Below are 24,187 nucleotides of genomic sequence, written 5' to 3'. Positions count from 1 at the left end.
GTGCCCGGGCGCCCCTCCTGCTTACGCTTCTCAGCTCAGGCGTTCGAGCACCATGGCCATGCCCTGCCCGCCGCCGACGCACATGGTCTCCAGACCGAACTGCTTGTCGTGGTGCTGCAGGGAATTGATCAGCGTGGAGGTGATCCGGGCGCCGGTCATGCCGAACGGGTGGCCGACCGCGATCGCGCCGCCGTTGACGTTGAGCCGTTCGATGTCGATGCCCAGGTCCTGATAGGACGGGATGACCTGTGCGGCGAAGGCTTCGTTGATCTCGACCAGGTCGATGTCGTTGATCGACAGGCCGGCCCGCTGCAGCGCTTGCTTGGACGCCTCGACCGGGCCGTAGCCCATGATCTCCGGCGACAAGCCCGTCACACCGGTGGACAGCACCCGAGCCAGCGGGGTGATACCCAGCTCTTTGGCCTTGGTGTCGGACATGATCACCAGCGCGGCCGCACCGTCGTTGAGCGCGCAGCAGTTGGCCGCGGTGATCCGGCCATCGGGGCGGAACACCGGCTTGAGCCCCGACACGCCCTCCAACGTGACACCGGCGCGCGGGCCGTCGTCCTTCTCCACCACCGTGCCGTCCGGCAGGGTCACCGCCGTGATGTCCTTGGCCCAGAACCCGTCGGCGATCGCCTTCTCGGCGAGGTTCTGCGAGCGGACACCGAACTCGTCCATCTCCTCGCGGGAGATGTTCTTGAGCCGGGCCAGGTTCTCCGCCGTCTGGCCCATCGCGATGTAGATGTCGGGCAGTTTGTCGTTCTCCCTCGGGTCGGTCCACGCGTCGGCGCCCTCGGCTGCCGTCGTGCCGGTGCGTGTCTCGGCGTCGGCGAAGAGCGGATTGTGGGTGTCCGGCCAGGAGTCGGAGCTGCCCTTGGCGAAGCGCGAGACGGTCTCCACACCGGCGGAGATGAACACGTCACCCTCGCCCGCCTTGATCGCGTGCAGCGCCATCCTGGTGGTCTGCAAACTGGACGAGCAGTAGCGGGTGATGGTGGTTCCCGGCACGTGGTCGTAGCCGAGCTGGACGGCCACCACGCGCCCCATGTTGAACCCGGACTCGCCGCCGGGCAGGCCGCAACCGAGCATCAGGTCGTCGATGTGGGTCGGGTCGAGCTGGGGGACCTTGTCCAGTGCGGCCCGCACCATCTGCACGGTGAGGTCGTCCGGGCGCATGTCCACCAACGACCCCTTGCCCGCGCGCCCGATGGGGGAGCGGGCGGTGGACACGATCACAGCTTCAGGCATGACAGGGCACTCCTTCGAGCCAGCAGATGTCTATGCAGCCCATCGTGCCGTGCAACCCGGCGATGCGCCATGCCCGGTCCCAGTGGCCGAGCGTGCACGCTGGCGTGGGGTCGTGCGTGAATGTTGTTGTTCCGGCAACCCTGGTCACTCACGACGTCGCTGGCGTGGGGTCGTGCGTGACCAGGGTTGCTCATGCAACAACATTCACGCACGACGGGTGCACGGGGTCATCCGATGGGCGTGATCCGGCCTGAACCGCCTTCTGGGTACTGCGTGGCCGTGATGGCACCGGCAAGAGGGCCGGTCAGGTAATCCTGCAGCGCGGCCTGGTAGGTGGTGCCGACGGAGGTGAAGGGTGCGTCGCCGAACGGGTAGCCGTCACCCCCGCGTGCGGAGAAGTCATTCGTGGCCACCGACACCGATGGCCCGTCGACCACGACGCCATCGGCCACGATCACCGAGCCGTCATCGAGCACCACATCGCGAACCCGCTCGCCGGGCGTGACGATGGTGTTGCCACCGGGCGTGATCACCTGCGCCTGCCGGGTGGTGTCATAGCGGAAGCTCAGCCCCGCAACCTGCATGAACGCCCCCGCGGCATTCGGCGAAGCGGCGACGCCCCGCTCGAGCAATTGGCTCAGGGTGTCCCGCGAGATCTCCGGCACGACCGCCACGAAGTTGGCGAACGGGGCGATCTCGTATGTGTTGAGTGCGGTTATCTCGCCCGCGGACAGCAACGAGTTGTTGCGAATCCCGCCGCCGTTCTGGATCGCGATCTGCGGGGCGCGCACCCCGTACTCGGCCGCCCGCTCCTTGCCCGCCCACAGCAGCGCGTCGGACAGCAGATTGCCGAGGTTGGTCTCCTTCGTGCGGATGTTGTTGCGAACTCCGTCCAGCGCGACCTCGCTGGTGGCGACGAGCTGCTCGGCCAGCGCGGTGACGAACTCGGCGACCGGCTTCTCGACTTCCGCGCGCACCTGTGGGTCACCGGCAACAGCGTCGCTTCCCACACCTGAAACTCGAACCGGGCCGGTCGCCGCGTCGTCCACCCCGAGCACGTTGCCCGCCCGGTCGAAGTTGAGCACCAGGCGTCCGACGTACTTGTAGTCGCCTGTCGTGGTAACCACCGGCACCCGCTTGCCGTTCGCGTCGGCGGCATACAGCGGAAACCCGCGCTCGGCCTGGTCGCCGGGGATGAGCCGGTCGCCGGGATCGGCCAGGATCTCACCGCCGCCCGCCGCGACCACGGCGTCCACGCCGGACAGTTCCGGCACCAGCGCCAGTTCGTTGTCGATGTCCTGGAGGTGGCTGACCAAGATGATCTTGTTCACCTTGTCGCGGGTGAGCTGAGCGGCGATCCGGTTGGTGATGCCGGCGAGATCTCGGTCGACCTCGACGTTGCGCGGGCTGGAGATCGCCGGCAGTTCGGGTGTGGTCAAGCCGATCAAGCCGATCCGCTCGCCCAAGGTGTGCAGCACCTTGCTGGACACGATGGTGCCGTCCTCGGTGTAGGCGTCCAGGACCGGCTCGCCGGAGAAGTCGAGGTTGGCGCTCACGAACTGCAGTGAGCCGTCGAAACTCGCGATGAAGTCGGCAAGGACTCCGGGCCCGAAGTCGAACTCGTGGTTGCCGAAGATGCTCGCGTCGTAGCCGATCGCCTGGTGTGCGAGCGCATCGTAGTGCGGCACCCCGCGATCCAGGCTGGCCGCGAATTCCGGGCCTGCCAGGAAGTTGTCGCCGCCGGACACGGTGATCACGCCGCGCTTGCCCGCTTGGCCGGGCGCCTTGTCCTCGCTCACCGCCTCCGCGCGCAACTTCTCGACGAGAGTGACCGCCCGGGACGCGCTGCCGTAGGGATGCCGTCCGTCATCCAGGATCGGACCCTCATCCCCGCCGCTGCCGTCCACCCCGAGCAGCGCGGATTCGCTGTCGTTGGTGAACAGCACGTTGAGGGTGAAAGCGGGCGGCTTGCCAGGGCGCTCAGCAAGCGCGGAGGATCCGGTCGCACTGGCGGCCAGCAGAAGTATCCCGGTGGCGATGATGGCGCGTACACCGCCTGCACGGCGGAAGGTAGACATAGACATAGTTCTCCCCGGACGAGTCTGTCGCTGGCTGGGGGTGAGCTAAGCACGCGGTGACCCCGCCCACAATGAGCAAAGAATGACTGGCGGGAGAACAGTCGCGAATCGGACTCCTCCTCCGTTCCGGCGCGACCACGACGCGCCGGAACGGCGGACTACTGTGGGCGTATCGGCCACAACCGGCACAAGAACTGGAGCGCGCGTCACCACGCGCGGGAACGGGGAACTCGATGGAGTACGCCGAGCACGTCATGGATCTGGTCGGCAACACCCCGCTGGTGAAACTGACGTCACTCACGTCGCACATCGCGGGCGGGCAGGGTCCGCTCGTGCTCGCGAAGGTCGAGTATCTCAACCCCGGCGGCAGCGTCAAGGACCGCATCGCGATGCGCATGGTGGAGGCGGCCGAGCGCTCCGGGGAGCTCAAGCCTGGCGGCACCATCGTCGAGCCGACTTCGGGCAACACAGGGGTCGGGCTGGCGATGGTCGCCCAGCGCAAGGGGTACAAGTGCGTGTTCGTCTGCCCCGACAAGGTCAGCGAGGACAAGCGCAACGTGCTCAAGGCATACGGCGCGGAGGTCGTGGTGTGCCCGACGGCAGTCCCGCCCGAGCATCCCGACTCCTACTACAACGTCTCCGACCGGCTGGTGGGCGAGATCGAGGGCGCCTGGAAGCCCAACCAGTACGCCAACCCGGAAAACCCGACCAGTCACTACCACTCGACTGGTCCGGAGCTGTGGCGCCAGACCGATGGCAAGATCACGCACTTCGTGGCAGGCGTCGGCACCGGCGGAACGATCACCGGCACCGGCCGGTACCTGAAGGAAGTTTCCGACGGTCACGTGCAGGTCATCGGCGCCGACCCGGAGGGCTCGGTGTACTCCGGCGGTACCGGCAGGCCATACCTGGTCGAGGGCGTCGGTGAGGACTTCTGGCCGGAAACCTATGACCGCGACATCGCCGACGAGATCATCGCGATCTCCGACAAGGAATCCTTCGAAACCACCCGCAGGCTCGCACGCGAGGAGGGCCTGCTCGTCGGTGGCTCGTGCGGAATGGCCGTCGCCGGCGCGCTGCGCCTGGCCGACCGCCTGGCCGAGGTGGGAGCCAACGATGCGGTGATCGTGGTTCTGCTGCCGGACGGCGGCCGCGGCTACCTGACGAAAGTCTTCAACGACGCGTGGATGTCCTCGTTCGGATTCCTGCCGCCGGAATCCAGCGCCGCCACCGTCGGCGACGTGCTGCGGCGCAAGGACGGATCGCTGCCCGCGCTGGTGCACACCCATCCGACCGAGACGGTCGCCGAGGCGGTCTCGATCCTGCGTGAATTCGGGGTGAGCCAGATGCCGGTGGTCAGCGCGGAGCCGCCCATCATGGCCGCCGAGGTCGTCGGGTCGGTCAACGAGCGCGATCTGCTCGAGGCGTTGTTCGTCGGCAAGGCCGCGCTGGCCGATCGGCTGGACAAGCACATGTCGGCCCCGCTGCCGACCATCGGTGCGGGCGAGTCGGTGAGTGCCGCGATGACCGCGCTGGCCGAGGCCGACGGCGCGATGGTGCTGATCGACGGTAAACCGGCGGGCGTGGTAACCAGGCAGGACATTCTGGCCTTCCTCGCGGGGCATTAGCCGCCGGTTCCGCACGGGGGTTCCCTGCGGTGGTCGCTTCCATCCGATAGCGTGTGCCGCGAGTGAATCGTTCACGCCATTATCAAGGGGGTTGAAGACCCACATGAGTGCTCCGCAGCCACCGAATCAGCCGTGGGACGGCGCACAGCCGGCCCAGGGCAATCCGGGTGGACCTCAACAGCAAGACGTTCCTTTCGGTGATGCCCCGGAGCCGACTCAGGTGGTGCAGCCAGGCCAGGCGCCGCCCGCGCAGTCCAGCCAGGCTCCGGGCGCCGAATCCACACAGCTCGTCCCGCCGGGTATGCAGCCCGCCATCCCGTACACCCCGCCGCCGAGCGCCGCGGACAACCCGGGCGCGATGGGCCAGCAGGGATTCGGCCAGCAGGGATTCGGCCAGCAGGGCGGGTTCCCTCCGCAGCAGCAAGGCGGATACCCGCAGGGACCGCAGTCAGGTGGATTCCCTCCCCAGGGGCCGCAGTCCGGCGGGTTCCCACCGCCACCGCAGGGACCGCAGTCCGGCGGCTTCCCGCCCCCACCCGGCCAGCCGTACGGCTACGGGCAGCAGCCCGGTTTCGGCGCACCGGCCTTCACCGGTCCGCCCGGTGGTGGTCAGCTCGCCGAGTGGTTCCCCCGGGTGGCCGCATATCTGATCGACATCGCGCCGATCCTGGTCGTGCTCTTGCTCGCCTTTGTCGGCGGCATGATCGACCCGATGGTCGGGGCTTTGCTGTCTGTGCTGGGCTACCTCGCCTTCATCGGCTGGGTGATCTACAACCGCTGGATCCAGCAAGGCAAGACCGGCCAGTCGCTCGGCAAGAAGATGATGAAGATCAAGCTGATCGGCGAGCAGACCGGGCAGCCTATCGGCGGCGGCATGGCGTTCGTCCGCGACCTTGCGCACATTCTTGACGGTCTTCCGTGCTACCTGGGTTACCTGTGGCCGCTCTGGGACGAGAAGAAGCAGACCTTCGGCGACAAGATCATGACCACGGTCGTGGTGACCGCCGATGGTGCGGCGCCGTCCGGTGGCTTCGGCCAGCAGGGCCCGCCGTCCGGTGGCTTCGGCCAGCCCGGGCCGCAGGGTGGCTTCGGTCAGCCTCCGCAGGGTCCCTCGAGTGGTGGTTTCCCGCAGCAGGGCCCGCCGCCCGGTTACGGACAGCCCCCGCAGGGTCCGTCCAGCGGTGGTTTCCCGCAGCAGGGTCCGCCGCAGGGCTACGGCCAGCCCCCGTACCAGGGCTGATTCTCGGACGACAGCGGGTGCCCCCGGCCTCATTGGCTCGGGGGCGCACCGCACGTCGTAGTCTGACCAGCATGGTTCACGACACCTCCAAGCTGGGCTTCGAAACGCGCGCTATCCATGCCGGACAGCAGCCCGACCCGCGTACCGGCGCGGTGATCGTGCCGATCTATCAGACCTCCACCTACGCGCAGGACGGCGTGGGCGGGCTGCGCGAGGGCGCGTACGAGTACTCCCGCACCGCCAATCCCACCCGCACGGCTTGCGAGCAGGCGCTCGCCGCGTTGGAGGGCGGCAGGCACGGGCTGGCCTTCGCCTCCGGCATGGCCGCGACCGACGCCGTGCTGCGTACCGCGCTGCGGCCAGGTGATCATCTGGTGCTCGGTAACGATGCCTACGGCGGCACCTTCCGGTTGATCGACAAGGTGCTGACTCAATGGGGGGTCACCTACACCGTGGCCAATCTGTCCATTGTGGACGAGGTGCGCTCGGCGATCCGCCCGGAGACCAAGCTCATCTGGTGTGAGACACCGAGCAATCCGCTGCTGGGTATCGCCGACTTGACCGCCCTGGCCGAGCTGGCGCACACCGCGGGCGCGCAACTCGTGGTGGACAACACGTTCGCCACGCCATATCTGCAGCGGCCCCTCGAACTCGGTGCCGACGTCGTGGTGCACTCCACCACCAAGTACCTCGGCGGGCACTCCGATGTCGTCGGTGGCGCGGTGATCACCAACTCCGACGAACTGCGCGAGCAGTTGTTCTTCCTGCGCAACTCGGCAGGCGCGGTTCCAGGCCCGTTCGACAGCTGGCTCACCCTGCGTGGCATGAAGACGCTCGCGGTGCGGATGGAGCGGCACTGCGACAACGCCGAGCGGGTCGTGCACGCGCTCCTCAAGCATCCCGGTGTCGACCGGGTGTATTACCCGGGCCTTCCCGAACACCCTGGCCACGAGCTGGCCGCCAAGCAGATGCGTCGCTTCGGCGGCATGGTGTCCTTCACTGTTACCGGCGGAGGGGAGCGCGCGCTCGCGGTAGCGGCCGGTACGAAGCTGTTCGTGCTGGCCGAGTCGCTCGGCGGAATCGAGTCATTGATCGAGCACCCGGGCAAGATGACGCACGCCAGCGTGGCGGGTTCCACCCTGCAGGTACCGGACGATCTGCTGCGACTGTCGGTGGGCATCGAAAGCGCCGAGGATCTGATCGCCGACCTCAGCGCCGCGCTTGCCTAGCTCAGGGGCGGTAGCGGCCGGTTTCGTCGTCGAACCGGGGCCCCTCGTCGCGGGCAGCGGGCTTGCTGCCCGGCACGTCAGCCGGATCCACACAGCCGCCGACCAGTTCGACGTGGTCATCGTGCCGGATGTAGCTACCAGGATCGGCGCAGGTCGCCTGCTGCACGGTGAAGAACGCCGCACCGGTCAACGCGACGGCAGAGGCCACGCCAACGAAGAGCGGGACGCCGCTGGCGACCCGCGTAGCACGTGACTCTCGCTTCCCCCGAGCCATGAACTCTCCCGCGTTCCTTTCCGATCGTGGCTCAAGCGTACCTGGGTCCGACATCCCGGCATGACGTGCATCTCAGAACTGGCATGATCTGGCCTTATGGACCTCGTCAGCATCGACCAGATCGAGGCCGCCCGCGAGCTGCTCGCGTCAGTGGTGCGCCAGACGCCGATGGAACATGCCCGCGACCTGGCTCGCAGGCACGGCGGAGATGTGCACCTCAAGTGCGAGAACCTGCAGCGCACCGGGTCTTTCAAGATCCGCGGCGCCTACACGCGTATCCACGGCCTTTCCGAAGCCGAGCGCGCGCGGGGGGTGGTTGCCGCGAGTGCGGGCAACCACGCGCAGGGTGTGGCGCTGGCCGCTGCACTGCTTGGCACCAAGTCGACGGTGTTCATGCCGGAACGGGCGCCGCTGCCGAAGCTGGCGGCGACCAGGGGATACGGCGCGGACGTGTACCTGCACGGGGAAGGGCTCGAGGAGACGCTCGCCGAGGCCATGGCCTTCGCCGAACGGACGGGTGCGGTGTTCATCCATCCCTTCGACCACCCCGACATCATCGCAGGACAGGGCACCGTCGGCCTCGAGGTGCTCGAGCAGGTTCCGGACGTCGCTACGGTTCTGGTGTCCGTCGGCGGCGGTGGCCTGGTGTCCGGGGTGGCGTCGGTCATGAAGGCACGCAAGCCGGAGGTAAAGGTGATCGGCGTGCAGGCAGAGAACGCCGCGGCCTTCCCTGCTTCGTTGGCCGCGGGCGAACCGGTGCGGGTGGCGTCTCCCAACACCATGGCGGACGGTATCGCGGTCGGTGCGCCCGGACCGGTCAGTTTCGCTCATGTCGCGGCGCTGGTCGACGACGTGGTGACCGTCGGTGAGGAGTCGTTGTCCCGCTCCGTCCTGCTCTGCTTGGAACGCCGCAAGCTCGTGGTGGAGCCCGCGGGCGCGGCGGCGGTGGCCGTGTTGCTCGAGGACACACACACGTTCGCCCCGCCGATCGTGGCGGTGCTCTCCGGCGGCAACGTCGATCCCTTGTTACTGCTGCAGATCATCCGGCACGGCATGACCGCCGGTGGCCGCTATCTCTCCCTCAGGCTGCGCGTGCGGGACCGGCCGGGCTCGCTCGGGGCGCTGCTCACCAGGGTCGGCCAGCTCGGCGCGAACGTGCTGGATGTCGAGCATTCCCGGATCGCGGGTGCGTTGGCGATCGGCGATGTGGAGGTCTCGCTCAACCTGGAAACCCGCGGCCCCGAGCACTGTGCGGAGGTGGCCACCGCCCTCGAGCAGGCCGGCTACACCGTCGTCGCCTGAGAGGAAGGTCGCCCGCGAATTCCCGGTGGTCAGAGATTGCCTCGGCGCTCTTGCTCGCGCTCGATGGCTTCGAACAGAGCCTTGAAGTTGCCCTTGCCGAAGCCGAGCGAGCCGTGCCGTTCGATCAGTTCGTAGAACACGGTCGGACGGTCGCCGATCGGCTTGGTGAAGATCTGCAGCAGGTAGCCGTCCTCGTCCCGGTCGACCAGGATGCGGTGCTCCTTGAGCTGCTCGATCGGCACCCTGACCTGGCCGATCCGGGCCCGCAGTTCGGGATCGTCGTAGTAGGAATCCGGTACGTCGAGGAACTCGATGCCTGTCCCGCGCATGTGCCGCACGGTGCCGATGATGTCGCCGGTGGCCAGCGCGATGTGCTGGCAGCCTGGACCGCCGTAGAACTCCAGGTACTCGTCGATCTGGGACTTCTTCTTGGCGACGGCAGGCTCGTTGAGCGGGAACTTCACCCGGTGGTTGCCGTTGGACACGACCTTGCTCATCAGCGCCGAGTACTCGGTGGCGATGTCGTCGCCGACGAACTCCGCCATGTTCACGAAGCCCATGACGCGGTTGTACCAGTCGACCCAGTAGTCCATCTTGCCGAGCTCGACGTTGCCGACACAGTGGTCGATGGCCTGGAAAAGCCGTTTCGGGGCGTCGGCGGGCTTCTGGTGGGAGCCCGTCTTCGCGACGTAGCCGGGCAGGTACGGCCCGGTGTAGCGGGACCGGTCCACCAGGGTGTGGCGGGTCCGGCCGTAGGTGGCGATGGCGGCGGTGCGGATGGTGCCGTGCTCGTCGGTGACGTCGTTGGGCTCGTCGAGGATGATCGCGCCCTCCGCCCGGGCGTGCTCGACGCACTTGTCGACGTCCGGCACGGCCAGGGCGAGGTCGACGACGCCGTCGCCGTGCTCGCGGTGGTGGTCGAGCAGCGGGCTGCCGGGGCGCACGCCGCCCTTGATGACGAAGCGGGCGGAGCCGGACTTCAGCACGAACGACTTGTGGTCGGTGTTGCCGGTCTCCGGGCCCGAGTAGGCGACAAGCTCCATGCCGAACGCGGCCTGGTAGAACAGCGCGGTCTGCGTGGCGTTGCCGACGACGAACACCACGGCGTCCATGGCGTTCACGGGGAACGGGTCCCGGCTCTCGTCATAGTCGACGAGGCCGACGAGCTGGCGGAGCTGGTCGTAGCTCACCTCGTCCATGCCCAGTTCGCTGCGGCCGAGGGTCCCAGTCATCGCGTCCTCCTGCGTCTTCCTTCTTGCGGTACGTCTGAGGATGTGTCGATGAGGCAGGCTGTGCAATAGTTGGTTGTTTCTCAGGACAGCTTGACTAGTACAGGCGGGTTTATCCGGGACAAAGTGGGCACTCTGACTAGGAGGTGACCGGGGTGCAGGATGATCACGGAGAGGTGCTGGACGTACTCGACGCGCGCCTGCTCCTGTTGCTGACTGACGAGCCGCGGCTGGGCGTGCTCGAATGTTCGCGCCGCCTTGGCGTGGCGCGCGGGACCGTGCAGGCGCGGATGGACCGGCTGGAGCGTCGCGGGGTGCTCGGCGGGTTCCCGCCCGAGTTGGACCTCGCCGCGATGGGCTATGGGCTGACGGCGTTCGCGGTGCTGGAGATCGCCCAGGGCAAGCGCACCGAGGTCGCCCAGCGGCTCAGCGCCATCCCGGAGGTGTGCGAGGTGCACGCGACCACGGGCCAAGGCGACCTGCTGGTGCGGATGGTCGCGCGCGACAACGCCGACCTGCAGCGGGTGATCGACCGGGTGGTCAAGGTGGAATGGGTGGGCCGGACGTCGACGTCGATCGCGCTGTCGACGCCCGTCCCGATGCGGGTGCGGCCGCTGCTGGAGCGGGTTGTGGCGGGCCGACCACTGTGACCGCCGATCGACAGTCGAGCACTGGCCCGGCGTGGATTCCGAGTCGTCAGCGACGCTGGCGGGCGGGTGCGGTGGTCTCCTCGGTGGGTGGTTCGGTGGGTGGTTCGGTTGTGGGACGCGGTTCGACTGGGGACGTGGGTGCGGGTGTCGGCGCTGGTGTCGTCGCGGCAGGTGGTGGTGGTGGTGTGCTGTCGTCCGGGATCGGCTCCTCTTCGATCTGGAAGTCCTCGTCCTGTGGTTCCTCCACCCATTCGCCCGACTCCGCCGGGCCGGGGGTCCCCTCCGGTTTGGGCGCGACGCTGATGCCGGCTCCGGTGTCGGGCTCCGGCGCGGTGGGCGTCTTCTGCGGTTCCGCGCTCGTGCTGGGCGAACTCGCCGGCGGCGCGGGGTCGGGCTCCAGGTATCTGGCGGCGTTCGGTGCGGGGGGCGTGACGATCAGCGCGAAGGCGAGCAGCCCGGCGGCGCCTGCCGCGAGCCCGAAGCGCCCGCCAAGCCAGAGCCGCTTGCGGGACAGCGAACTACTCAACGACCTGCCCTTTCCGGCTCGATGGCGGCCATGAGACCACGGCCGTTGATGTTCTGGATTTGCAGGCCCGGCCTGGCATTGACTTCCAGGATCAACGGCCCACGCTGCTCGTCGATCACGATGTCGGCGCCCAGATATCGCAGCCCGGTCGCAGCGGCACACCGACTGGCCGCCGCCAGCACAACAGTCCAGTGTGGAATGACCGCGCCCACCAGCTGATTGCCCGTGTCGGGATGGCGGGTGACGGGCACGTCGCCGACCCTGGCGGCGCTCACCCGTCCGGTGTCGATGTCGACAGCCGCTCCGACCGCGCGCTGGTGCAGGTTGGCCCGACCTCCGCTGTGTTTGGTCGGCAGCCGCACCATGGCCAGTTTGGGCTGATCGCCGACGCAGATGACCCTGATGTCCGGCAGGCCCTGGAACGACAACTCAGCCAACGCTGGATGGGCATGGATCAGTGGCTCGAACAGCGCCCAGTCGGTGCTTCGCGGCGAGAAGTCGCCATCGAGGATTCTGGCCAGATGACTGGTCACCGTCGCCATCTCCAACGGCTTGCCTGCCAGCGTGTGCCACCGCCCGTCCTGTCGCCCGGCGGCCAGCATGATGCCGGAACCGCCGAGGCCCTGGTTGGGCTTCATCGCCCACTGCGGCGGCATGCCCGCCCAGTCGATCGCACCGATCTCCCTGCGGGAGCGCACCAGCCGGATCGTGGGCGACGTGGGCGCCCCGGCCCGCTCGAGCGCCTGTTTGGTCTCGTACTTGTTGTTCACCAGGCGAATCGCCTCGCTGGGATTGACCTTGGCGATCAGTGTGTTCCTGGCGTTCATGCCCATGAGTAGGTCCCAGCCCCGCAGCAGGCTCACTTGACTTCGCCCTGTGCCCGTGCGGCAGGCGCGAAACGGAGCAGTTCGCTCAGCCGCAGGCCGCGGTAGGTGCCCGCGACGAACGCCCAGACGCAGCACGCCGCGGCGAAGGCCAGCGGCACGGTGTCGCCCATGTATCGCACCCACGGCGTGACCATCAGCATGGCCGCGACAACGCCGAATCCGATGGTGAGCACCGCACTGGTCGCCGCGCCCCTCGGCCCGTCGGCATCCCACTGTTCCCACAGGCGTTCGATGATCACGGCGGTGACCACGACCGGCAGTGACGCGCCGATCAGGAGTTGCGAACCGTCTTCGCCCACGAGTTCACGCAGGCCCAGTAGCGCCAGCACGACCACGCTGACCAGCACGGCGAGTCGTGCCACGCGCGGAAGTTGGGTCCGTTGAAGCAGCATCTGGGCGATCAGTCCCGCCGCGATCATCACCGTTGTGGTGATCAGGCCCGGGACCAGGCCGGTCTGCGTATAGCCAAGTGCCAGCAGCACCGGGCTGAAGGTGCCCAGCGTGTTCACCCCGATCCAGACCCTGAGGATGACGACGAGGAGCACCGCCAACGGCAGCAAGGCGAGCAGCGATTCCACGCTGATGCTCGGCGAGGGAGCCAGCAACACGGCGAGCGAGGTCGGCGCGGTCCTGCCGTCCGGTGTCGTGAGCATCTGCCTACCGATGGTCACCCGCATGTTGCCCAGTTGTGCGCGGCCGATGAGCATCGGGGCGTCGCGCCGGGACCGGTCGTTCACGGTCACCTTGGCGGGTTGTTGGGTGCCCGCGAGTTTGATCGTCGCGTCCACCACAGGTCTGCGTTCCCGGCCAAGCGATGAACTCATGACCACCTTGGGCGCGTCGTCGAGGTCAAAGCCCAGCGACTCCGCGAGCCCGGTGTCGATGGACGACGTCGTGGCTCCGGTGTCGATGATGGCTTTCACCTCGGCCGTCTTTCCGGTCGGCCCGGTGATCTTGACCATTTCCTGTTCGCCGATGACATTGGCGCCGGTCACGTTCCGCTCGGGTGAGGCAAGCAGCGCGACGAACAAGATCAGCGCGGCTCCCGCTATGGCCGACACCTTGACGGCGACGGGCAGCAAGCCCCGCCGCGGCCGAAGGTGGGCGGGCCCGCTGTGGACAGGCGTGGACGTGCCGATCATGTGAGCCCTTCGTGCGGAACGCGCGGCGCCGCGACACCCACTTCGCGCTAGGGGCGGACATCCGAATGAAATTCAGGTCGAGAGGTGTAGGCGAGTGTCGCCGAGGCGAATATGACCCCGCTACCGACCAAAGTCGGATTCAGGGCGGCCGGTCGGCGGCGGCTGATCAGATGATCAAAGCCGGTCAGACCGGCAATATGAGGAAGCTTCACAAACTTGCGTCGGTGTGGCACAGTAGGCCGGTGTGTCACAGTGACTGACACCACACTCACTCACTCCTTACCCCCTGCGAGGAGAATTCATGGGTCCGAGCAAGTACGCGGCAACGCTGAGCGCGGCCGTCCTGGCCATGATCGGCGTCATCACCCTGCCCGCGGTTGCGGCGACCGCGGCGCCGGCCGAGATCGTGCCGCTACCCGCGGATCTGGAGGCACGGCGGGCCGCGGAGGCGACCGCGCTGTACGGCAGCCCGGAGATCCGGCCGATCGAGCAGCGCAAGACCTCGGTGATCAGCGCGGGGGACAGTGAGATCTCAGGTGAGGGCACCGGTGACCTGAGTCTGTACGAGCCGGGGACGAACGGGCCCACCAGTTACTGCCATCGTTCGGTGAAGGCCGCGATCAAGGTCGTGGACATCCCGGTCGAGGTGAAGAGCAACATCGCCTGCTCCGGTGGCCGCAACGAGAATCTGCGCTTCCAGGGCCCGGGCACGTTCGAGAAGTCGGACAACCAGGGCGACAAGCTCGCGATCCAGGCCCGCAACACCCAGGTCAAGATGATCTGGTTGGTGATGAGCGCCAACGACTACGGCGGCATCGAGTTCGGCCCGCTGATGACCAAGTGCAGCGACAACCGGGTGTTCTTCAAAGGCACCTGCTGGCAGAGCGAGTCGGGCAACGAGGTCGCCCGGTTCACCGTGGTGCGCAACAACTTGCGGGGCGGCATCGCCGACATCCGGTCGATCATGCGCGACGCCGGGTACCAGCAGGGCGAATATCAGCTGATCGTGTCGTCCTACCCGAGCCCGGTCAGCCCGGACGTCGAGGACAACCCGAAGTTCCCCGGCTGGTACTTCGGCGGCTGCACGCTGTACCTGGCCGATATGGCCGCGGGGCGCAACAAGCTCGTGCCGATGTTCGAAGAGGCGGTGCGCGACGCGGCGCTGAGTTCGGACACCCGCTACATCGACGCGTCGCGCCTGTTCGCCGGGCACGAGCCGTGCACCGAGCAGCCATGGGTGACCGGCCTGCTCAACACCGGCAACATCTTCAACCCCAACGACTGGCGCCAGTCCTGGCACCCCAACGTGGCCGGCCACGCGGCCTTCGCTCGGTGCATGCGCGACATGTACAACTCCGGCGCCGCGACTGGCACCTGCTACGACCCGGCCAGCACCAACAGTTCGATCTTCCGGCCCGAGCTGATGGAGTTCAAGCAGGTGCAGAACCCGGTCAACGGGCTGTGCGTCGACACCCAGGGCTACTCCAGCCGCAACGGCTACAAGCTGTTGTCCTACCCGTGCCATGGTGGCCGCAACCAGGGCTGGTGGTACGACCCGGAGAACGAGTCCATCCACTCCCAGCTCACCCACGACCGCTGTTGGGACACGAACACCTTCACCGTGGGGCAGCAGCTGCAAGTGTGGGACTGCAACGGTGGCAACGCGCAGAAGTGGGTGCTGGACGGCGACCTGGTGCGGGTCAAGGGAAGCCCGAACATGTGCGCGACCATGGGAGCCCCCGAGAACCCGGTGGGGTGGAACGTGACCTTGACGGCCTGCGGTGACGCGCCCAACCAGCGACTGAACTTCACCACGCTGACCGGCGCGTACCGCAACTTGAGCACCCCGTCCAACGGTTGGTGTCTGGACGTGCCGGGCAGCGCGCCCGCCGACGGCCAGATCATGCTGTCCTACACCTGCGAGCTCGGCTCCGCGGATCAGAAATGGTCCTACAACCCGGTGTCCGGCCAGGTGACCAACGGCCGCTCACCCGGCTACTGCCTCGACGCCGGACAGTCGGTGGCAGGCCTACCGTTGCGGATAACGCAGTGCGTCTACCAGAACAGCCAGTGGGTGCCCAACGGCCGCTGGGAACTCAGCCCGGAGGGATACCTGTTCCAGCCCCGTGACCCGAACCTGGTTCTCACGGCCGCGAGTGTCCACGGCAGCCCGGTCACCCTGCAACCACGCGACCCCGCCAACGCAAGCGCGCAGACCTGGAACTGGAACGAGACCCAGCCGCTGCGCATCGCGTACGGCTACAACCAGTGGATGCCCAGCAGCGTCTACTGACCGCGCTCAGGGATGACACCCTGCGATCGTCGCTGAGCGAAGGCGAGGCCGCCGGTGGGAGGTTCCCACCGGCGGCCTCGAATGTCAGGCGTCAGATCAGCCGCTGTACGGGACCGCCTTGGTCAGCGTGACCTTCTGGGTCTTGCCGTTGGGCAGCGCGTACTCGCGGGTCTCGCCTTCCTTGGCACCCAGCAAGGCGCGACCCAGCGGCGACTCGGGGGAGTAGACCTCGAGCTCGCCTTCGCTGCCTTCCTCGCGGGTGGCGAGCAGGAACTGCTCCTCGTCGTCGTCGCCCTCGTAGCGGACCGTCAACACCATGCCCGGCTCGGCGACGCCGTCGTTGGACGGGGCTTCGCCGACCTTCGCTCCGCGAAGCAACTCCTGCAGGTGCCGGATCCGGGCCTCCTGCTGCCCCTGCTCCTCACGGGCCGCGTGGTAGCCCCCGTTTTCCTTGAGGTCACCCTCCTCGCGGCTGGTGTTGATCTTCTGCGCGATGACCGGGCGGTTCTCAATCAGCTCGTCGAGCTCGTGCTTGAGCCGGTTGTAGGCCTCCTGGGTCAACCAGGTCACCTGGGTGTCGCTCACGGTCACCAACTCCTCGTCGTACTCCGGGCCCGTGGTTACGGGCCGGCAGTCCCGGGCTTCGTCGAGCACCCGGAATGGAAAAACACGGCCCGCCTAGGGGCCGTGCAGGTAGACGAGAATAGCATGAACAGGCGTGCTAAAGTGTCCGTTTTGTCTGGTTTCGCACCGATAAGGACGCAGTTCACCCCGTTGGCGGCTGTCCTGTGGACAGGTATGCGGGCACCTGGTAGGAGCACCCGAACACGTCGGCTGTCACCGGTTCGGATGAGCTGGAGATCACCGTCGTCACGCGTACGGGAGAGGGTCCGGGGGCGATGTAGACCTCCTTGCGCCCGCCTTCGCCGCCGTCGATGCCGCGGGTCCGCACGATGCACACCGCGGCCAGGTCCGGGGTCTGCCGCGTGACGTCGAAAACCAGCTGCATCCGGTTGTCCGGCTGGTTGGCGAACGAGATGCGCTCGGCCTCGATCGGGGCGCTTCCCAGGTTCGTGTACGCGAGGTAGGTGGCGCCCCCACCTGCGAGAAGACCGAGGGCGATGAGGACCACGGTGGTCCGCCGGGATCGCTTGGCGCGCGGCTTGCCGTAGCGGCCTTCCGGCAGTGCGTGACCGGCCACGGTCATTCGAGGGGCCTCCTGTGACGGGTGTCCGCCAGGGCGGGAACAATGGACCCGCCGCGACGCGTTCGACTTACCGGGTCGAGTATCCGCCTGGCGCGGCACCCCATACGACGAGGGGGCAGAGAGAGGTCATGGCCGAGAAGCTGCGTTTGATGGCGGTACACGCCCATCCGGACGACGAGTCGAGCAAGGGCGCCGCCACCATGGCGAAGTACGTCGCCGACGGTCACGAGGTCACGGTCGTGACCTGCACCGGCGGCGAGCGTGGCGACATCCTGAACCCGGCCATGGACCGCCCGGAGGTCCTCGCCGACATCCCGGCCGTGCGCCGCGCGGAGATGGCCAAGGCCGCCGAGATCCTCGGTGTGCAGCACCGCTGGCTCGGCTTCGTCGACTCGGGCCTGCCCGAGGGCGACCCACTGCCGCCGCTGCCCGAGGGCTGCTTCGCCCTGGTGCCGCTGGAGGAGTCGGTCCCGCCGCTGGTCCAGGCGATCCGCGAGTTCAAGCCGCACGTCGTGCTCACGTATGACGAGAACGGCGGTTACCCGCACCCCGACCACATCCGCTGCCACGAGGTCTCCGTCGCCGCGTTCGACGCCGCGGGCGACCCGGACCTCTACCCCGAGGCGGGCGAGGTGTGGACCCCGCTGAAGCTGTACTACATGCACGGCTTCTCCCGTGCCCGCCTGGTCGCCATGCATGAGGCGCTGCTCGCCGCGGGCCTCGAGTCTCCCTACGGCGAGTGGCTCGAGAACTGGAGCGCCGACCGCGGCGACATCTCCCACCGGGTCACCACGAAGATCCACTGCTCGGAGTACTTCGAGGTCCGCGACGCCGCGCTCCTCGCCCACGCCACCCAGATCGACCCGGACAGCCGCTGGTTCGCCGTGCCGCTGGAGATCCAGCGCACGGTGTGGCCGTTCGAGGAGTACGAGCTGGTCCGGTCGCTGGTGGACAGCACCCTCCCCGAGGACGACTTGTTCTCCGGGGTCGCTGAGAAGGTGACACTATGATCTCGTTCGGGACCCTGACTGGTCCGGACTTGTCGGCCACCGTGCCGATGGTCCTCACCCAGCCGACGCCGACGCCGCCGCTGCCCGCCGACCCCGGCGGGCAGGGCGAGGACTTCGGCAAGTCCTCGCCGCTGGGCTTCCTGATCCTGATCCTGTTCTTCATCGCCGTGGCGTTCCTGATCCGCTCGATGACCAAGCACCTCAAGCGGGTCCCGGAGAGCTTCGACGAGCCCGAGGACAAGAAGGACTAAGGCCCGCCGGTCAAGTCGCGGCGCGTTCGAGTTCGGCGATGTCGAGCTTGCGCATCTTGAGCATGGCCTGCATCGAACCCGGGTTTTCGACCAGTTCCATCAGCCGGGTGGGGATGACCTGCCAGGACAGGCCGAACTTGTCCCGGAGCCACCCGCACTGGCTCTCCTCGCCGCCGTCGGCGAGCAGAGCCGACCAGTAGTGGTCCACCTCGGCTTGGTCCTCGCAGAAGATCTGGAACGACACCGCCTCGCTGAACTTGAACTCCGGCCCGCCGTTGAGCGCGACGAACGGGTTGCCGTCGATCTCGAAGTCGATCGTCATGGCCTGGCCCTCGGGGCCGGGCATGTTCGGGCCGTAGCGGGCGACATCCTTGATCTTCGAGTTGGGGAACACCGAGCAGTAGAACTCCGCGGCCTGCTCGCCCTGGGTGTCGAACCACAGGCACGGGGTGATGTTGAGCGACGCCATCGTCCTCTCCCTTATCGCGGTGGTGGGTCCACTCTCCCGCCGCGGGCAGGCGTGCGCCTCACGAAAACGCTGTTTTCGTTCAGTTGAGCCGGGCGCGGACGACCAGGTCGTGCATCTGCCCGTCGACGGCGGGCCGCTCAGGCAGTCGGGTCGCGTCCTTGGTCACTGTCAGCTCTTCGTGCAGCCGCTCCACCTCCGCCGCCAGGCGCGGTGCGTCGATGATGTCGGTGGTATCCAGGTTCCGGTGTTCACCGGTGCGTTTCGCCTCGATCAGCTCGGCCAGGTACGCGGGGCCGCCGAGGTTCGGCGAGCAGGTGCACGCCGCGCAGGTCGATGTCGGAGTCAGCGGAGGGGAAGCCGTAGAGGTGGGCGCCCGAGACGGTCGCGAACACGGGCGGGTGGGTCTCGGCGGCGACCACCTCGGTCAGGTCAGGAAGCGTGAGGGGCATCGAGATTCCTTCGGCGGGTCAGCACCCGGGAAGTGTCGCGTACTCGCTGCCGGATCTCATGCCATTTGAGAGGGTTGAGGCATGGCGAACCGGCTGCACCTCTCGACCAGCCCGTACCTGCTCCAGCACGCCGACAACCCCGTCGACTGGTGGGAGTGGGGTCCGGAGGCGTTCGCCGAGGCCGCGCGCCGCGATGTGCCGGTGCTGCTGTCCATCGGCTACGCGGCGTGCCACTGGTGTCACGTGATGGCGCACGAGTCGTTCGAGGACGCCGAGACGGCGGCGCTGATGAACGAGAACTTCGTCAACGTGAAGGTCGACCGCGAGGAGCGGCCCGACGTCGACGCCGTGTACATGACCGCGACGCAGGCGATGACCGGCCACGGCGGCTGGCCGATGACGTGTTTCCTCACCCCCGAGGCGAAGCCGTTCCACTGCGGCACCTACTTCCCGCCGCAACCGCGGCACGGCGTGCCGTCGTTCCGGCAGCTGCTGTCCGCCGTCCGCGACGCGTGGTCGGCGCAGGACGGCGAGGTCCGCGAGGCCGCCGACCGGATCGTCGAGGAACTGGGCAAGCAGACCGGGCCGATGGTCGAGTCGATCGTGGACGAGGAGGTCTTGGCCGGAGCCGCGGCGTCGCTGCCCGGCGATTACGACCGGGTCAACGGCGGTTTCGGCGGCGCGCCGAAGTTCCCGCCGACGATGGTGCTGGAGTTCCTGCTGCGCCACCACGAGCGCACCGGCTCGGTCGAGTCGCTGTCCATCGTGGAGGGCTCGATGCGGGCCATGGCCGACGGCGGCCTCAACGACCAGCTGGCGGGCGGGTTCGCCCGCTACAGCGTCGACGCGGGCTGGGTGGTGCCGCACTTCGAGAAGATGCTCTACGACAACGCTTTGCTGCTCCGGCTGGCCGCGCATCTGTTCCGGCGCACGGGAAGTGAGCGTTACCGCGAGGTCACGGTCGACACGGCCACGTTCCTGCTGCGCGACCTCGCCACCGCGGAAGGCGGTTTCGCCTCGTCCCTGGACGCGGACACCGAAGGCGAAGAGGGCCTCACCTATGTGTGGACCCCGGCTCAGCTCGCCGAGGTGCTAGGCGCCGAGGACGGCGCCTGGGCGGCGGAGCTGTTGAGCGTCACCGAGTCCGGCACCTTCGAGCACGGGACGTCCACCCTGCGCCTGAGCCGCGAGGTCGACGACGCGTCGCGCTGGCGGCAGGTCAGGTCCGCACTGCTCGCCGCGCGGGACACCCGCCCGCAGCCGGGCCGCGACGACAAGGTCGTGACGGCGTGGAACGGCCTGGCGATCGCTGCGCTCACCGAAGCCGGGCTGGCCCTGGGGCGGCCCGAGTGGATCACCGCCGCCGAGCGGGCCGCGGACCTGTTGCTGCGCCTGCACTGGGTCGACGGCAGGCTCCGCCGCACCTCCCGCGCGGGTGCCGTGGGCACCGCGGCGGGAGTCCTCGATGACTACGCCTGCCTCGCCGACGCGCTGCTCACCCTGCACCAGGCCACCGCCGACCACCGCAGGCTCGACGCGGCCCGCGACCTGCTCGACACCGCGCTGGCCCACTTCGCCGACCCCACCATGCCCGGCGCGTTCCACGACACCGCCGACGACGCCGACGCCCTGGTCTGGCGGCCGGCGGACCCCGGCGACAACGCTTCGCCGTCGGGTGCGTCGGCGCTGGCGGGCGCGCTGTTGGCCGGTTCCGCACTCGCCGGCCCGGAGCGGGCCGACAGGTATCGGTCGGCGTGCGAGGAGGCGATCTACCGGGCGGGCATTCTGGCTTCGCGGGCACCCCGGTTCGCCGGTCACTGGCTGACCGTCGCCGAGGCCGTCGCGCATGGACCCGTCCAGGTGGCCATCGTGGGCGCACCGGCGGAGCGCGCGGACTTGGTCGAGGCCGCCGTCAAACACGCGCCGGGTGGGGCGGTGGTGGTGGCGGGCGAACCCGACTCGGCGCCGCTGCTGGCCGACCGGCCGCTGGTGGACGGGCAGGCGGCGGCATACGTGTGCCGGGGCTATGTGTGCGACCGGCCGCGGACGTCGGTGGCGGAACTGGTGTCGTCGCTGGGTGGCTGACCGCGGCTGAAGGCGAGCGGCGGCCATGGCCTGGAGGGGCTGCGCGGGAGTGGCGTCGCGGTCCACCCAGCGGCCGAGCCAGCCCATGCCCGCCTCGCCCACCTCGCGGGGTGCGCCGGACCAGTGGGCCAGGGTGCTGACCCACGCTCGACTGCGCGTAGTCGACGGAAGTCATGATCATCCCCCTGGTGGTCGCTCGGAGGGTATCGAAGTCCGCCCACGGCGAACGCGGCCCCAGGCGTGCTGTATCGGCGTAATGTCAGCAGTAAGGTAATCATGTAATCAAGGAGCTGACATGCGTAGGACCTGGAGCCACCGCCCGCGCGGCGGACAGTCCGACCTTCCCTCCGCCGACGACGCGGCGGGCTGGTTCTCCGGCAGGCTGCCCGACGGCTGGTTCACCGGTGAACCCACCGTGACCATCGACCGTGAGGAGATCCTCATCGTCGGCACCCTGCCCGACCTCGACGGCGACTACGCCGACGACGCCGCCCGCGCCGCCGCCGAGTCCGGCCGAATCTCCCGCTGGCGCGAAGCCACCCGCGACGAGCGCATCGAAATCGCCCGGCAGGCCGAACACCGGTACGCGCGGAAGGTGGCGTGGGGCGCGCGGCAGGGATCGACGGAGGAGTTGTTCACGACGTTGTCCGTGCCGGTGATGACCCGGCTGCGGCAGCCCGAGCGGCTGGTGCTGGACACGCTCGTCGACGCCGGGGTGGCCCGGTCGCGGTCCGAGGCGCTGGCGTGGGCTGTGCGGCTCGTGGGGGCGCACGCCGAGGAGTGGCTCGGTGAGCTGCGAGAGGCCATGACGAAGGTTGACGACCTTCGGGCCCGGGGACCTGAGCTCTGAGCGGACTCAGGAGTACAGAACGAGCCAGATCGCGACATAGTGGCAGAGGGCCGCGATGACGGTGGCGGCGTGGAAGAACTCGTGGTGGCCGAACACGCCCGGCCAGGGGTTGGGCCACTTCGTCGCGTAGAAGACCGAGCCGACGGTGTAGAAGGCGCCGCCGACCAGGATGAGCACGAGGGCGGCGACACCGGCGCTGCGCAGCAGCTCGGGCAGCACGAACACGGCGACCCAGCCCAGCGCGATGTAGATCGGGGTGCCGAGCCAGCGGGGGGCGTGCGGCCACAGCAGCTTCAGCCCGACCCCGAGCAGCGCGCCGCCCCAGACGACACCGAGGATCACGTACCCGGTCGGCTTGCTCATGGCGAGCAGGCAGAACGGGGTGTACGTGCCCGCGATGAACAAGAAGATCATCGAATGGTCGAGGCGTTTCATCCACGTCCGGGCGCGCTCGGTCACCCACCAGCGGCGGTGGTAGAGCGCGCTCACGCCGAACAGGCCGAGCACGGTGATGACGTACACGGAGGTGGCGAGCGCGGCGACACCGGACACAGTGGACGCGGCGAGCGCGATGAGCGTCGCGCCGGTCACCACGGAGACGATGAAGGACCAGAAGTGGATGACACCGCGCATCCGCGGCTTGGTGGGCCGATCCGGTTCGGTCATCGTCGCTGCCGTCACGCCGCCAACGCTACGGGACCGTAAGTTGCGTCGCCGGAGGCTGTGGCCGGCCGCACATCAGGACCAGCCGACGACCTCGCGGTGTTCGACCTTGAGGCACCGGTCCATCACGACGTCGAGGCCGCCGTCGGCGGCGATCCGCGCCGCCTGCTCGCTGATCACCCCGATCTGCAGCCACAGCGCGCCCGCGCCCACCGCGACGGCCTGCTCGGCGTGGCCGGGCGCGTGCTCGGGTCTGCGGAAGACGTCGACGATGTCGATCGGCACGTCGATGTCGGCCAGCGACGCGTACGCGGGCAGGCCCTCCCACTCGGTCAGCGCCGGATTCACCGGCAACACCCGCAGACCGCTCGCCACCAGGTATTTGGCCACGCCGAAACTGGGCCGTGCCGGATCGGCGCTGAGGCCGACCACGGCGACGGTCCGGGATTCGTGGACCAGCCGCTCGATGACCGTGAGGTCCTGCCATATCGGATCGATCCCAGTGCGGTGCACACGACCAGTGTGCCTGTTGCCGGGGCCGAACGGCGTACTCTTGCTCGCCGTGAGTCTTCGCAGGCGGGTGGCCGACGTTGTGTACGGCCTCTACGAGAAGCGTCTCCTGCGGCAAGCGGGCGGTGAGATCCCCCGCCATGTCGGCGTGATGCTCGACGGAAACCGGCGCTGGGCGCGGGAAGCCGGGTTCACCGACGTCAACGACGGCCATCGGGTCGGGGCCCAGCGCATCGCCGATCTGCTCGGGTGGTGCAACGAGGCCGGGGTCGAGGTCGTCACCCTGTGGCTGCTCTCGACCGACAACCTGACTCGCCCGGAGTCCGAGCTGGCCCCGCTGCTGGAGATCATCGGCGACGTCGTCGACGAGCTGGCCGAGCCGGGCCGCCCGTGGCGGCTGCGGATCATCGGCGCCCTCGACATCCTGCCCACCGAGACGGCCAAGCGGCTCTCGGCGGCGGCGCAGCGCTCCGAGGGGCGCACGGGGATGGAAGTGAACATCGCCGTGGGCTACGGCGGTCGCCGCGAGATCGCCGACGCCGTGCGCAAGCTGCTGCAGCAGCACGCCGAGGCGGGCAGCACGATCGAGGAACTCGCCGAGGTCCTCGATGTCGACCACATCGCCGAACACCTCTACACCTCAGGCCAGCCCGACCCGGACCTCGTGATCCGAACATCCGGTGAACAGCGTCTCTCGGGATTCCTGCTGTGGCAGTCCGCGCATTCGGAGTTCCATTTCTGCGAGGCCTACTGGCCCGATTTCCGGCGCACCGATTTTTTGCGAGCCCTGCGCGCTTATGGTATTCGGCACCGCCGATTCGGCTCCTAGCCGCAGGCAGATGACGCCCCCGCGATGACGCGCTGGTGTGCGCGGGTAGTCACTCTCTGTCGAGTGATCACGTGTCGTCAGCGTGGCCGCCCGGTGACAAAAAGGAAAATCACCTGTGTGGCAGCCAGCGAAGTG

The 24,187-nt window shown here is 68.3% G+C and carries 23 protein-coding genes and 1 pseudogene; 11 read left to right on the top strand and 13 right to left on the bottom strand.

Annotated features, from left to right (window positions below; translation table 11 throughout):
• Window positions 1-30 precede the first annotated feature (30 nt).
• Both ACRDSQ_RS17745 and ACRDSQ_RS17740 read right to left on the bottom strand, forming a co-directional pair.
• Window positions 31-1,251, bottom strand: coding sequence for an acetyl-CoA C-acetyltransferase (locus ACRDSQ_RS17745; RefSeq protein ID WP_431422571.1), 1,221 nt, complete (start codon window positions 1,249-1,251; stop codon window positions 31-33).
• 227 nt (window positions 1,252-1,478) lie between these two features.
• Window positions 1,479-3,335, bottom strand: coding sequence for a bifunctional metallophosphatase/5'-nucleotidase (locus ACRDSQ_RS17740; RefSeq protein WP_431422569.1), 1,857 nt, complete (start codon window positions 3,333-3,335; stop codon window positions 1,479-1,481).
• Window positions 3,336-3,562: 227 nt separating this feature from the next.
• On the opposite strand from ACRDSQ_RS17740, the gene ACRDSQ_RS17735 reads away from it, so the two are divergent.
• The 3 genes from ACRDSQ_RS17735 to ACRDSQ_RS17725 all read left to right on the top strand — a co-directional run bounded on the left by ACRDSQ_RS17735 (window position 3,563) and on the right by ACRDSQ_RS17725 (window position 7,426).
• On the top strand, window positions 3,563-4,957 hold the full coding sequence (locus ACRDSQ_RS17735; protein WP_431422567.1) for a cystathionine beta-synthase: 1,395 nt from the start codon (window positions 3,563-3,565) through the stop codon (window positions 4,955-4,957).
• 220 nt (window positions 4,958-5,177) lie between these two features.
• Window positions 5,178-6,197 (top strand): RDD family protein, encoded by a 1,020-nt coding sequence (locus ACRDSQ_RS17730; RefSeq protein ID WP_431422564.1) that lies wholly within the window; start codon window positions 5,178-5,180, stop codon window positions 6,195-6,197.
• Between the two features lie 71 nt (window positions 6,198-6,268).
• Window positions 6,269-7,426, top strand: a complete 1,158-nt coding sequence (locus ACRDSQ_RS17725; RefSeq protein WP_431422561.1) for a cystathionine gamma-synthase — start codon at window positions 6,269-6,271, stop codon at window positions 7,424-7,426.
• A gap of 1 nt (window position 7,427) precedes the next feature.
• On the opposite strand, the gene ACRDSQ_RS17720 is transcribed toward ACRDSQ_RS17725, so the two are convergent.
• Entirely contained in the window at window positions 7,428-7,634 is a 207-nt protein-coding gene (locus ACRDSQ_RS17720; protein ID WP_431422559.1) for a hypothetical protein, read from the bottom strand.
• A 162-nt stretch (window positions 7,635-7,796) separates the two neighbouring features.
• Here ACRDSQ_RS17720 and ilvA point away from each other — a divergent pair, with 162 nt between their 5' ends.
• Window positions 7,797-9,002 carry a threonine ammonia-lyase gene (ilvA, locus tag ACRDSQ_RS17715; RefSeq protein ID WP_431422556.1) on the top strand — a complete coding sequence of 402 codons (1,206 nt, stop codon included), beginning with the start codon at window positions 7,797-7,799 and terminating at the stop codon, window positions 9,000-9,002.
• A gap of 29 nt (window positions 9,003-9,031) precedes the next feature.
• Here the strand turns inward: ilvA and hppD are convergent, their stop codons facing one another.
• Window positions 9,032-10,234 (bottom strand): 4-hydroxyphenylpyruvate dioxygenase, encoded by a 1,203-nt coding sequence (hppD, locus tag ACRDSQ_RS17710; protein ID WP_431422554.1) that lies wholly within the window; start codon window positions 10,232-10,234, stop codon window positions 9,032-9,034.
• 143 nt (window positions 10,235-10,377) lie between these two features.
• Here hppD and ACRDSQ_RS17705 point away from each other — a divergent pair, with 143 nt between their 5' ends.
• Complete coding sequence (locus ACRDSQ_RS17705; RefSeq protein ID WP_431422552.1) at window positions 10,378-10,881, top strand: Lrp/AsnC family transcriptional regulator; 504 nt, start codon at window positions 10,378-10,380, stop codon at window positions 10,879-10,881.
• Window positions 10,882-10,927: 46 nt separating this feature from the next.
• On the opposite strand, the gene ACRDSQ_RS17700 is transcribed toward ACRDSQ_RS17705, so the two are convergent.
• Genes ACRDSQ_RS17700 through ACRDSQ_RS17690 form a run of 3 tightly spaced genes read right to left on the bottom strand, consistent with a single transcriptional unit; the run spans window position 10,928 to window position 13,436 of the window.
• The gene (locus ACRDSQ_RS17700; RefSeq protein ID WP_431422550.1) at window positions 10,928-11,407 is read right to left on the bottom strand and encodes a hypothetical protein; all 480 of its coding nucleotides are present in this window, start codon (window positions 11,405-11,407) and stop codon (window positions 10,928-10,930) included.
• Entirely contained in the window at window positions 11,404-12,270 is an 867-nt protein-coding gene (locus ACRDSQ_RS17695) for a sugar-transfer associated ATP-grasp domain-containing protein (protein WP_431422548.1), read from the bottom strand. The genes ACRDSQ_RS17700 and ACRDSQ_RS17695 overlap by 4 nt, the downstream gene beginning before the upstream one ends.
• On the bottom strand, window positions 12,267-13,436 hold the full coding sequence (locus tag ACRDSQ_RS17690; protein ID WP_431422546.1) for a 7TM domain-containing protein: 1,170 nt from the start codon (window positions 13,434-13,436) through the stop codon (window positions 12,267-12,269). The genes ACRDSQ_RS17695 and ACRDSQ_RS17690 overlap by 4 nt, the downstream gene beginning before the upstream one ends.
• A gap of 301 nt (window positions 13,437-13,737) precedes the next feature.
• On the opposite strand from ACRDSQ_RS17690, the gene ACRDSQ_RS17685 reads away from it, so the two are divergent.
• The gene (locus tag ACRDSQ_RS17685; RefSeq protein ID WP_431422544.1) at window positions 13,738-15,729 is read left to right on the top strand and encodes a ricin-type beta-trefoil lectin domain protein; all 1,992 of its coding nucleotides are present in this window, start codon (window positions 13,738-13,740) and stop codon (window positions 15,727-15,729) included.
• Between the two features lie 96 nt (window positions 15,730-15,825).
• Here the strand turns inward: ACRDSQ_RS17685 and greA are convergent, their stop codons facing one another.
• Entirely contained in the window at window positions 15,826-16,323 is a 498-nt protein-coding gene (gene greA, locus ACRDSQ_RS17680) for a transcription elongation factor GreA (protein WP_431422576.1), read from the bottom strand.
• A 172-nt stretch (window positions 16,324-16,495) separates the two neighbouring features.
• Window positions 16,496-16,936, bottom strand: coding sequence for a DUF4307 domain-containing protein (locus ACRDSQ_RS17675; RefSeq protein WP_431422542.1), 441 nt, complete (start codon window positions 16,934-16,936; stop codon window positions 16,496-16,498).
• Window positions 16,937-17,064: 128 nt separating this feature from the next.
• On the opposite strand from ACRDSQ_RS17675, the gene mca reads away from it, so the two are divergent.
• Together mca and ACRDSQ_RS17665 are read left to right on the top strand one after the other, a co-directional pair.
• Window positions 17,065-17,946 carry a mycothiol conjugate amidase Mca gene (gene mca / locus ACRDSQ_RS17670; protein ID WP_431422540.1) on the top strand — a complete coding sequence of 294 codons (882 nt, stop codon included), beginning with the start codon at window positions 17,065-17,067 and terminating at the stop codon, window positions 17,944-17,946.
• 47 nt (window positions 17,947-17,993) lie between these two features.
• Window positions 17,994-18,179 (top strand): annotated as a pseudogene (locus tag ACRDSQ_RS17665) (hypothetical protein); the annotation flags it as partial.
• Window positions 18,180-18,207: 28 nt separating this feature from the next.
• Here the strand turns inward: ACRDSQ_RS17665 and ACRDSQ_RS17660 are convergent.
• Both ACRDSQ_RS17660 and ACRDSQ_RS17655 read right to left on the bottom strand, forming a co-directional pair.
• On the bottom strand, window positions 18,208-18,666 hold the full coding sequence (locus tag ACRDSQ_RS17660) for a VOC family protein (protein ID WP_431422538.1): 459 nt from the start codon (window positions 18,664-18,666) through the stop codon (window positions 18,208-18,210).
• A gap of 248 nt (window positions 18,667-18,914) precedes the next feature.
• Entirely contained in the window at window positions 18,915-19,115 is a 201-nt protein-coding gene (locus ACRDSQ_RS17655; RefSeq protein ID WP_431422536.1) for a DNA polymerase beta superfamily protein, read from the bottom strand.
• A gap of 81 nt (window positions 19,116-19,196) precedes the next feature.
• Between ACRDSQ_RS17655 and ACRDSQ_RS17650 the strand changes: the two genes are divergently transcribed.
• Window positions 19,197-21,200, top strand: coding sequence for a thioredoxin domain-containing protein (locus ACRDSQ_RS17650; RefSeq protein WP_431422534.1), 2,004 nt, complete (start codon window positions 19,197-19,199; stop codon window positions 21,198-21,200).
• A gap of 295 nt (window positions 21,201-21,495) precedes the next feature.
• A complete protein-coding gene (locus ACRDSQ_RS17645; RefSeq protein ID WP_431422532.1) occupies window positions 21,496-22,050 on the top strand; it encodes a hypothetical protein in 555 nt (184 codons plus the stop codon).
• Window positions 22,051-22,056: 6 nt separating this feature from the next.
• On the opposite strand, the gene trhA is transcribed toward ACRDSQ_RS17645, so the two are convergent.
• Both trhA and ACRDSQ_RS17635 read right to left on the bottom strand, forming a co-directional pair.
• The gene (gene trhA, locus ACRDSQ_RS17640; RefSeq protein ID WP_431422574.1) at window positions 22,057-22,716 is read right to left on the bottom strand and encodes a PAQR family membrane homeostasis protein TrhA; all 660 of its coding nucleotides are present in this window, start codon (window positions 22,714-22,716) and stop codon (window positions 22,057-22,059) included.
• Between the two features lie 72 nt (window positions 22,717-22,788).
• The gene (locus tag ACRDSQ_RS17635; protein WP_431422530.1) at window positions 22,789-23,226 is read right to left on the bottom strand and encodes a CoA-binding protein; all 438 of its coding nucleotides are present in this window, start codon (window positions 23,224-23,226) and stop codon (window positions 22,789-22,791) included.
• A gap of 49 nt (window positions 23,227-23,275) precedes the next feature.
• Between ACRDSQ_RS17635 and ACRDSQ_RS17630 the strand changes: the two genes are divergently transcribed.
• Entirely contained in the window at window positions 23,276-24,052 is a 777-nt protein-coding gene (locus tag ACRDSQ_RS17630) for an isoprenyl transferase (protein ID WP_431422528.1), read from the top strand.
• Window positions 24,053-24,187: the final 135 nt, after the last annotated feature.

Source organism: Actinokineospora sp. (genome assembly GCF_050699995.1).
Lineage (GTDB): Bacteria > Actinomycetota > Actinomycetes > Mycobacteriales > Pseudonocardiaceae > Actinokineospora.
This window is presented reverse-complemented; position numbering and strand designations above follow the sequence as displayed.

Bases quoted from the DNA above. Each gene is read 5' to 3' on its own strand.
- ACRDSQ_RS17745 (WP_431422571.1), bottom strand. From the start codon at position 1,251: ATGCCTGAAGCTGTGATCGTGTCCACCGCCCGCTCCCCCATCGGGCGC.
- ACRDSQ_RS17740 (WP_431422569.1), bottom strand. From the start codon at position 3,335: ATGTCTATGTCTACCTTCCGCCGTGCAGGCGGTGTACGCGCCATCATC.
- ACRDSQ_RS17735 (WP_431422567.1), top strand. From the start codon at position 3,563: ATGGAGTACGCCGAGCACGTCATGGATCTGGTCGGCAACACCCCGCTG.
- ACRDSQ_RS17725 (WP_431422561.1), top strand. From the start codon at position 6,269: ATGGTTCACGACACCTCCAAGCTGGGCTTCGAAACGCGCGCTATCCAT.
- ilvA (WP_431422556.1), top strand. From the start codon at position 7,797: ATGGACCTCGTCAGCATCGACCAGATCGAGGCCGCCCGCGAGCTGCTC.
- hppD (WP_431422554.1), bottom strand. From the start codon at position 10,234: ATGACTGGGACCCTCGGCCGCAGCGAACTGGGCATGGACGAGGTGAGC.
- ACRDSQ_RS17690 (WP_431422546.1), bottom strand. From the start codon at position 13,436: ATGATCGGCACGTCCACGCCTGTCCACAGCGGGCCCGCCCACCTTCGG.
- ACRDSQ_RS17685 (WP_431422544.1), top strand. From the start codon at position 13,738: ATGGGTCCGAGCAAGTACGCGGCAACGCTGAGCGCGGCCGTCCTGGCC.
- ACRDSQ_RS17675 (WP_431422542.1), bottom strand. From the start codon at position 16,936: ATGACCGTGGCCGGTCACGCACTGCCGGAAGGCCGCTACGGCAAGCCG.
- mca (WP_431422540.1), top strand. From the start codon at position 17,065: ATGGCCGAGAAGCTGCGTTTGATGGCGGTACACGCCCATCCGGACGAC.
- ACRDSQ_RS17660 (WP_431422538.1), bottom strand. From the start codon at position 18,666: ATGGCGTCGCTCAACATCACCCCGTGCCTGTGGTTCGACACCCAGGGC.
- ACRDSQ_RS17655 (WP_431422536.1), bottom strand. From the start codon at position 19,115: ATGCCCCTCACGCTTCCTGACCTGACCGAGGTGGTCGCCGCCGAGACC.
- ACRDSQ_RS17650 (WP_431422534.1), top strand. From the start codon at position 19,197: ATGGCGAACCGGCTGCACCTCTCGACCAGCCCGTACCTGCTCCAGCAC.
- ACRDSQ_RS17645 (WP_431422532.1), top strand. From the start codon at position 21,496: ATGCGTAGGACCTGGAGCCACCGCCCGCGCGGCGGACAGTCCGACCTT.
- trhA (WP_431422574.1), bottom strand. From the start codon at position 22,716: ATGACCGAACCGGATCGGCCCACCAAGCCGCGGATGCGCGGTGTCATC.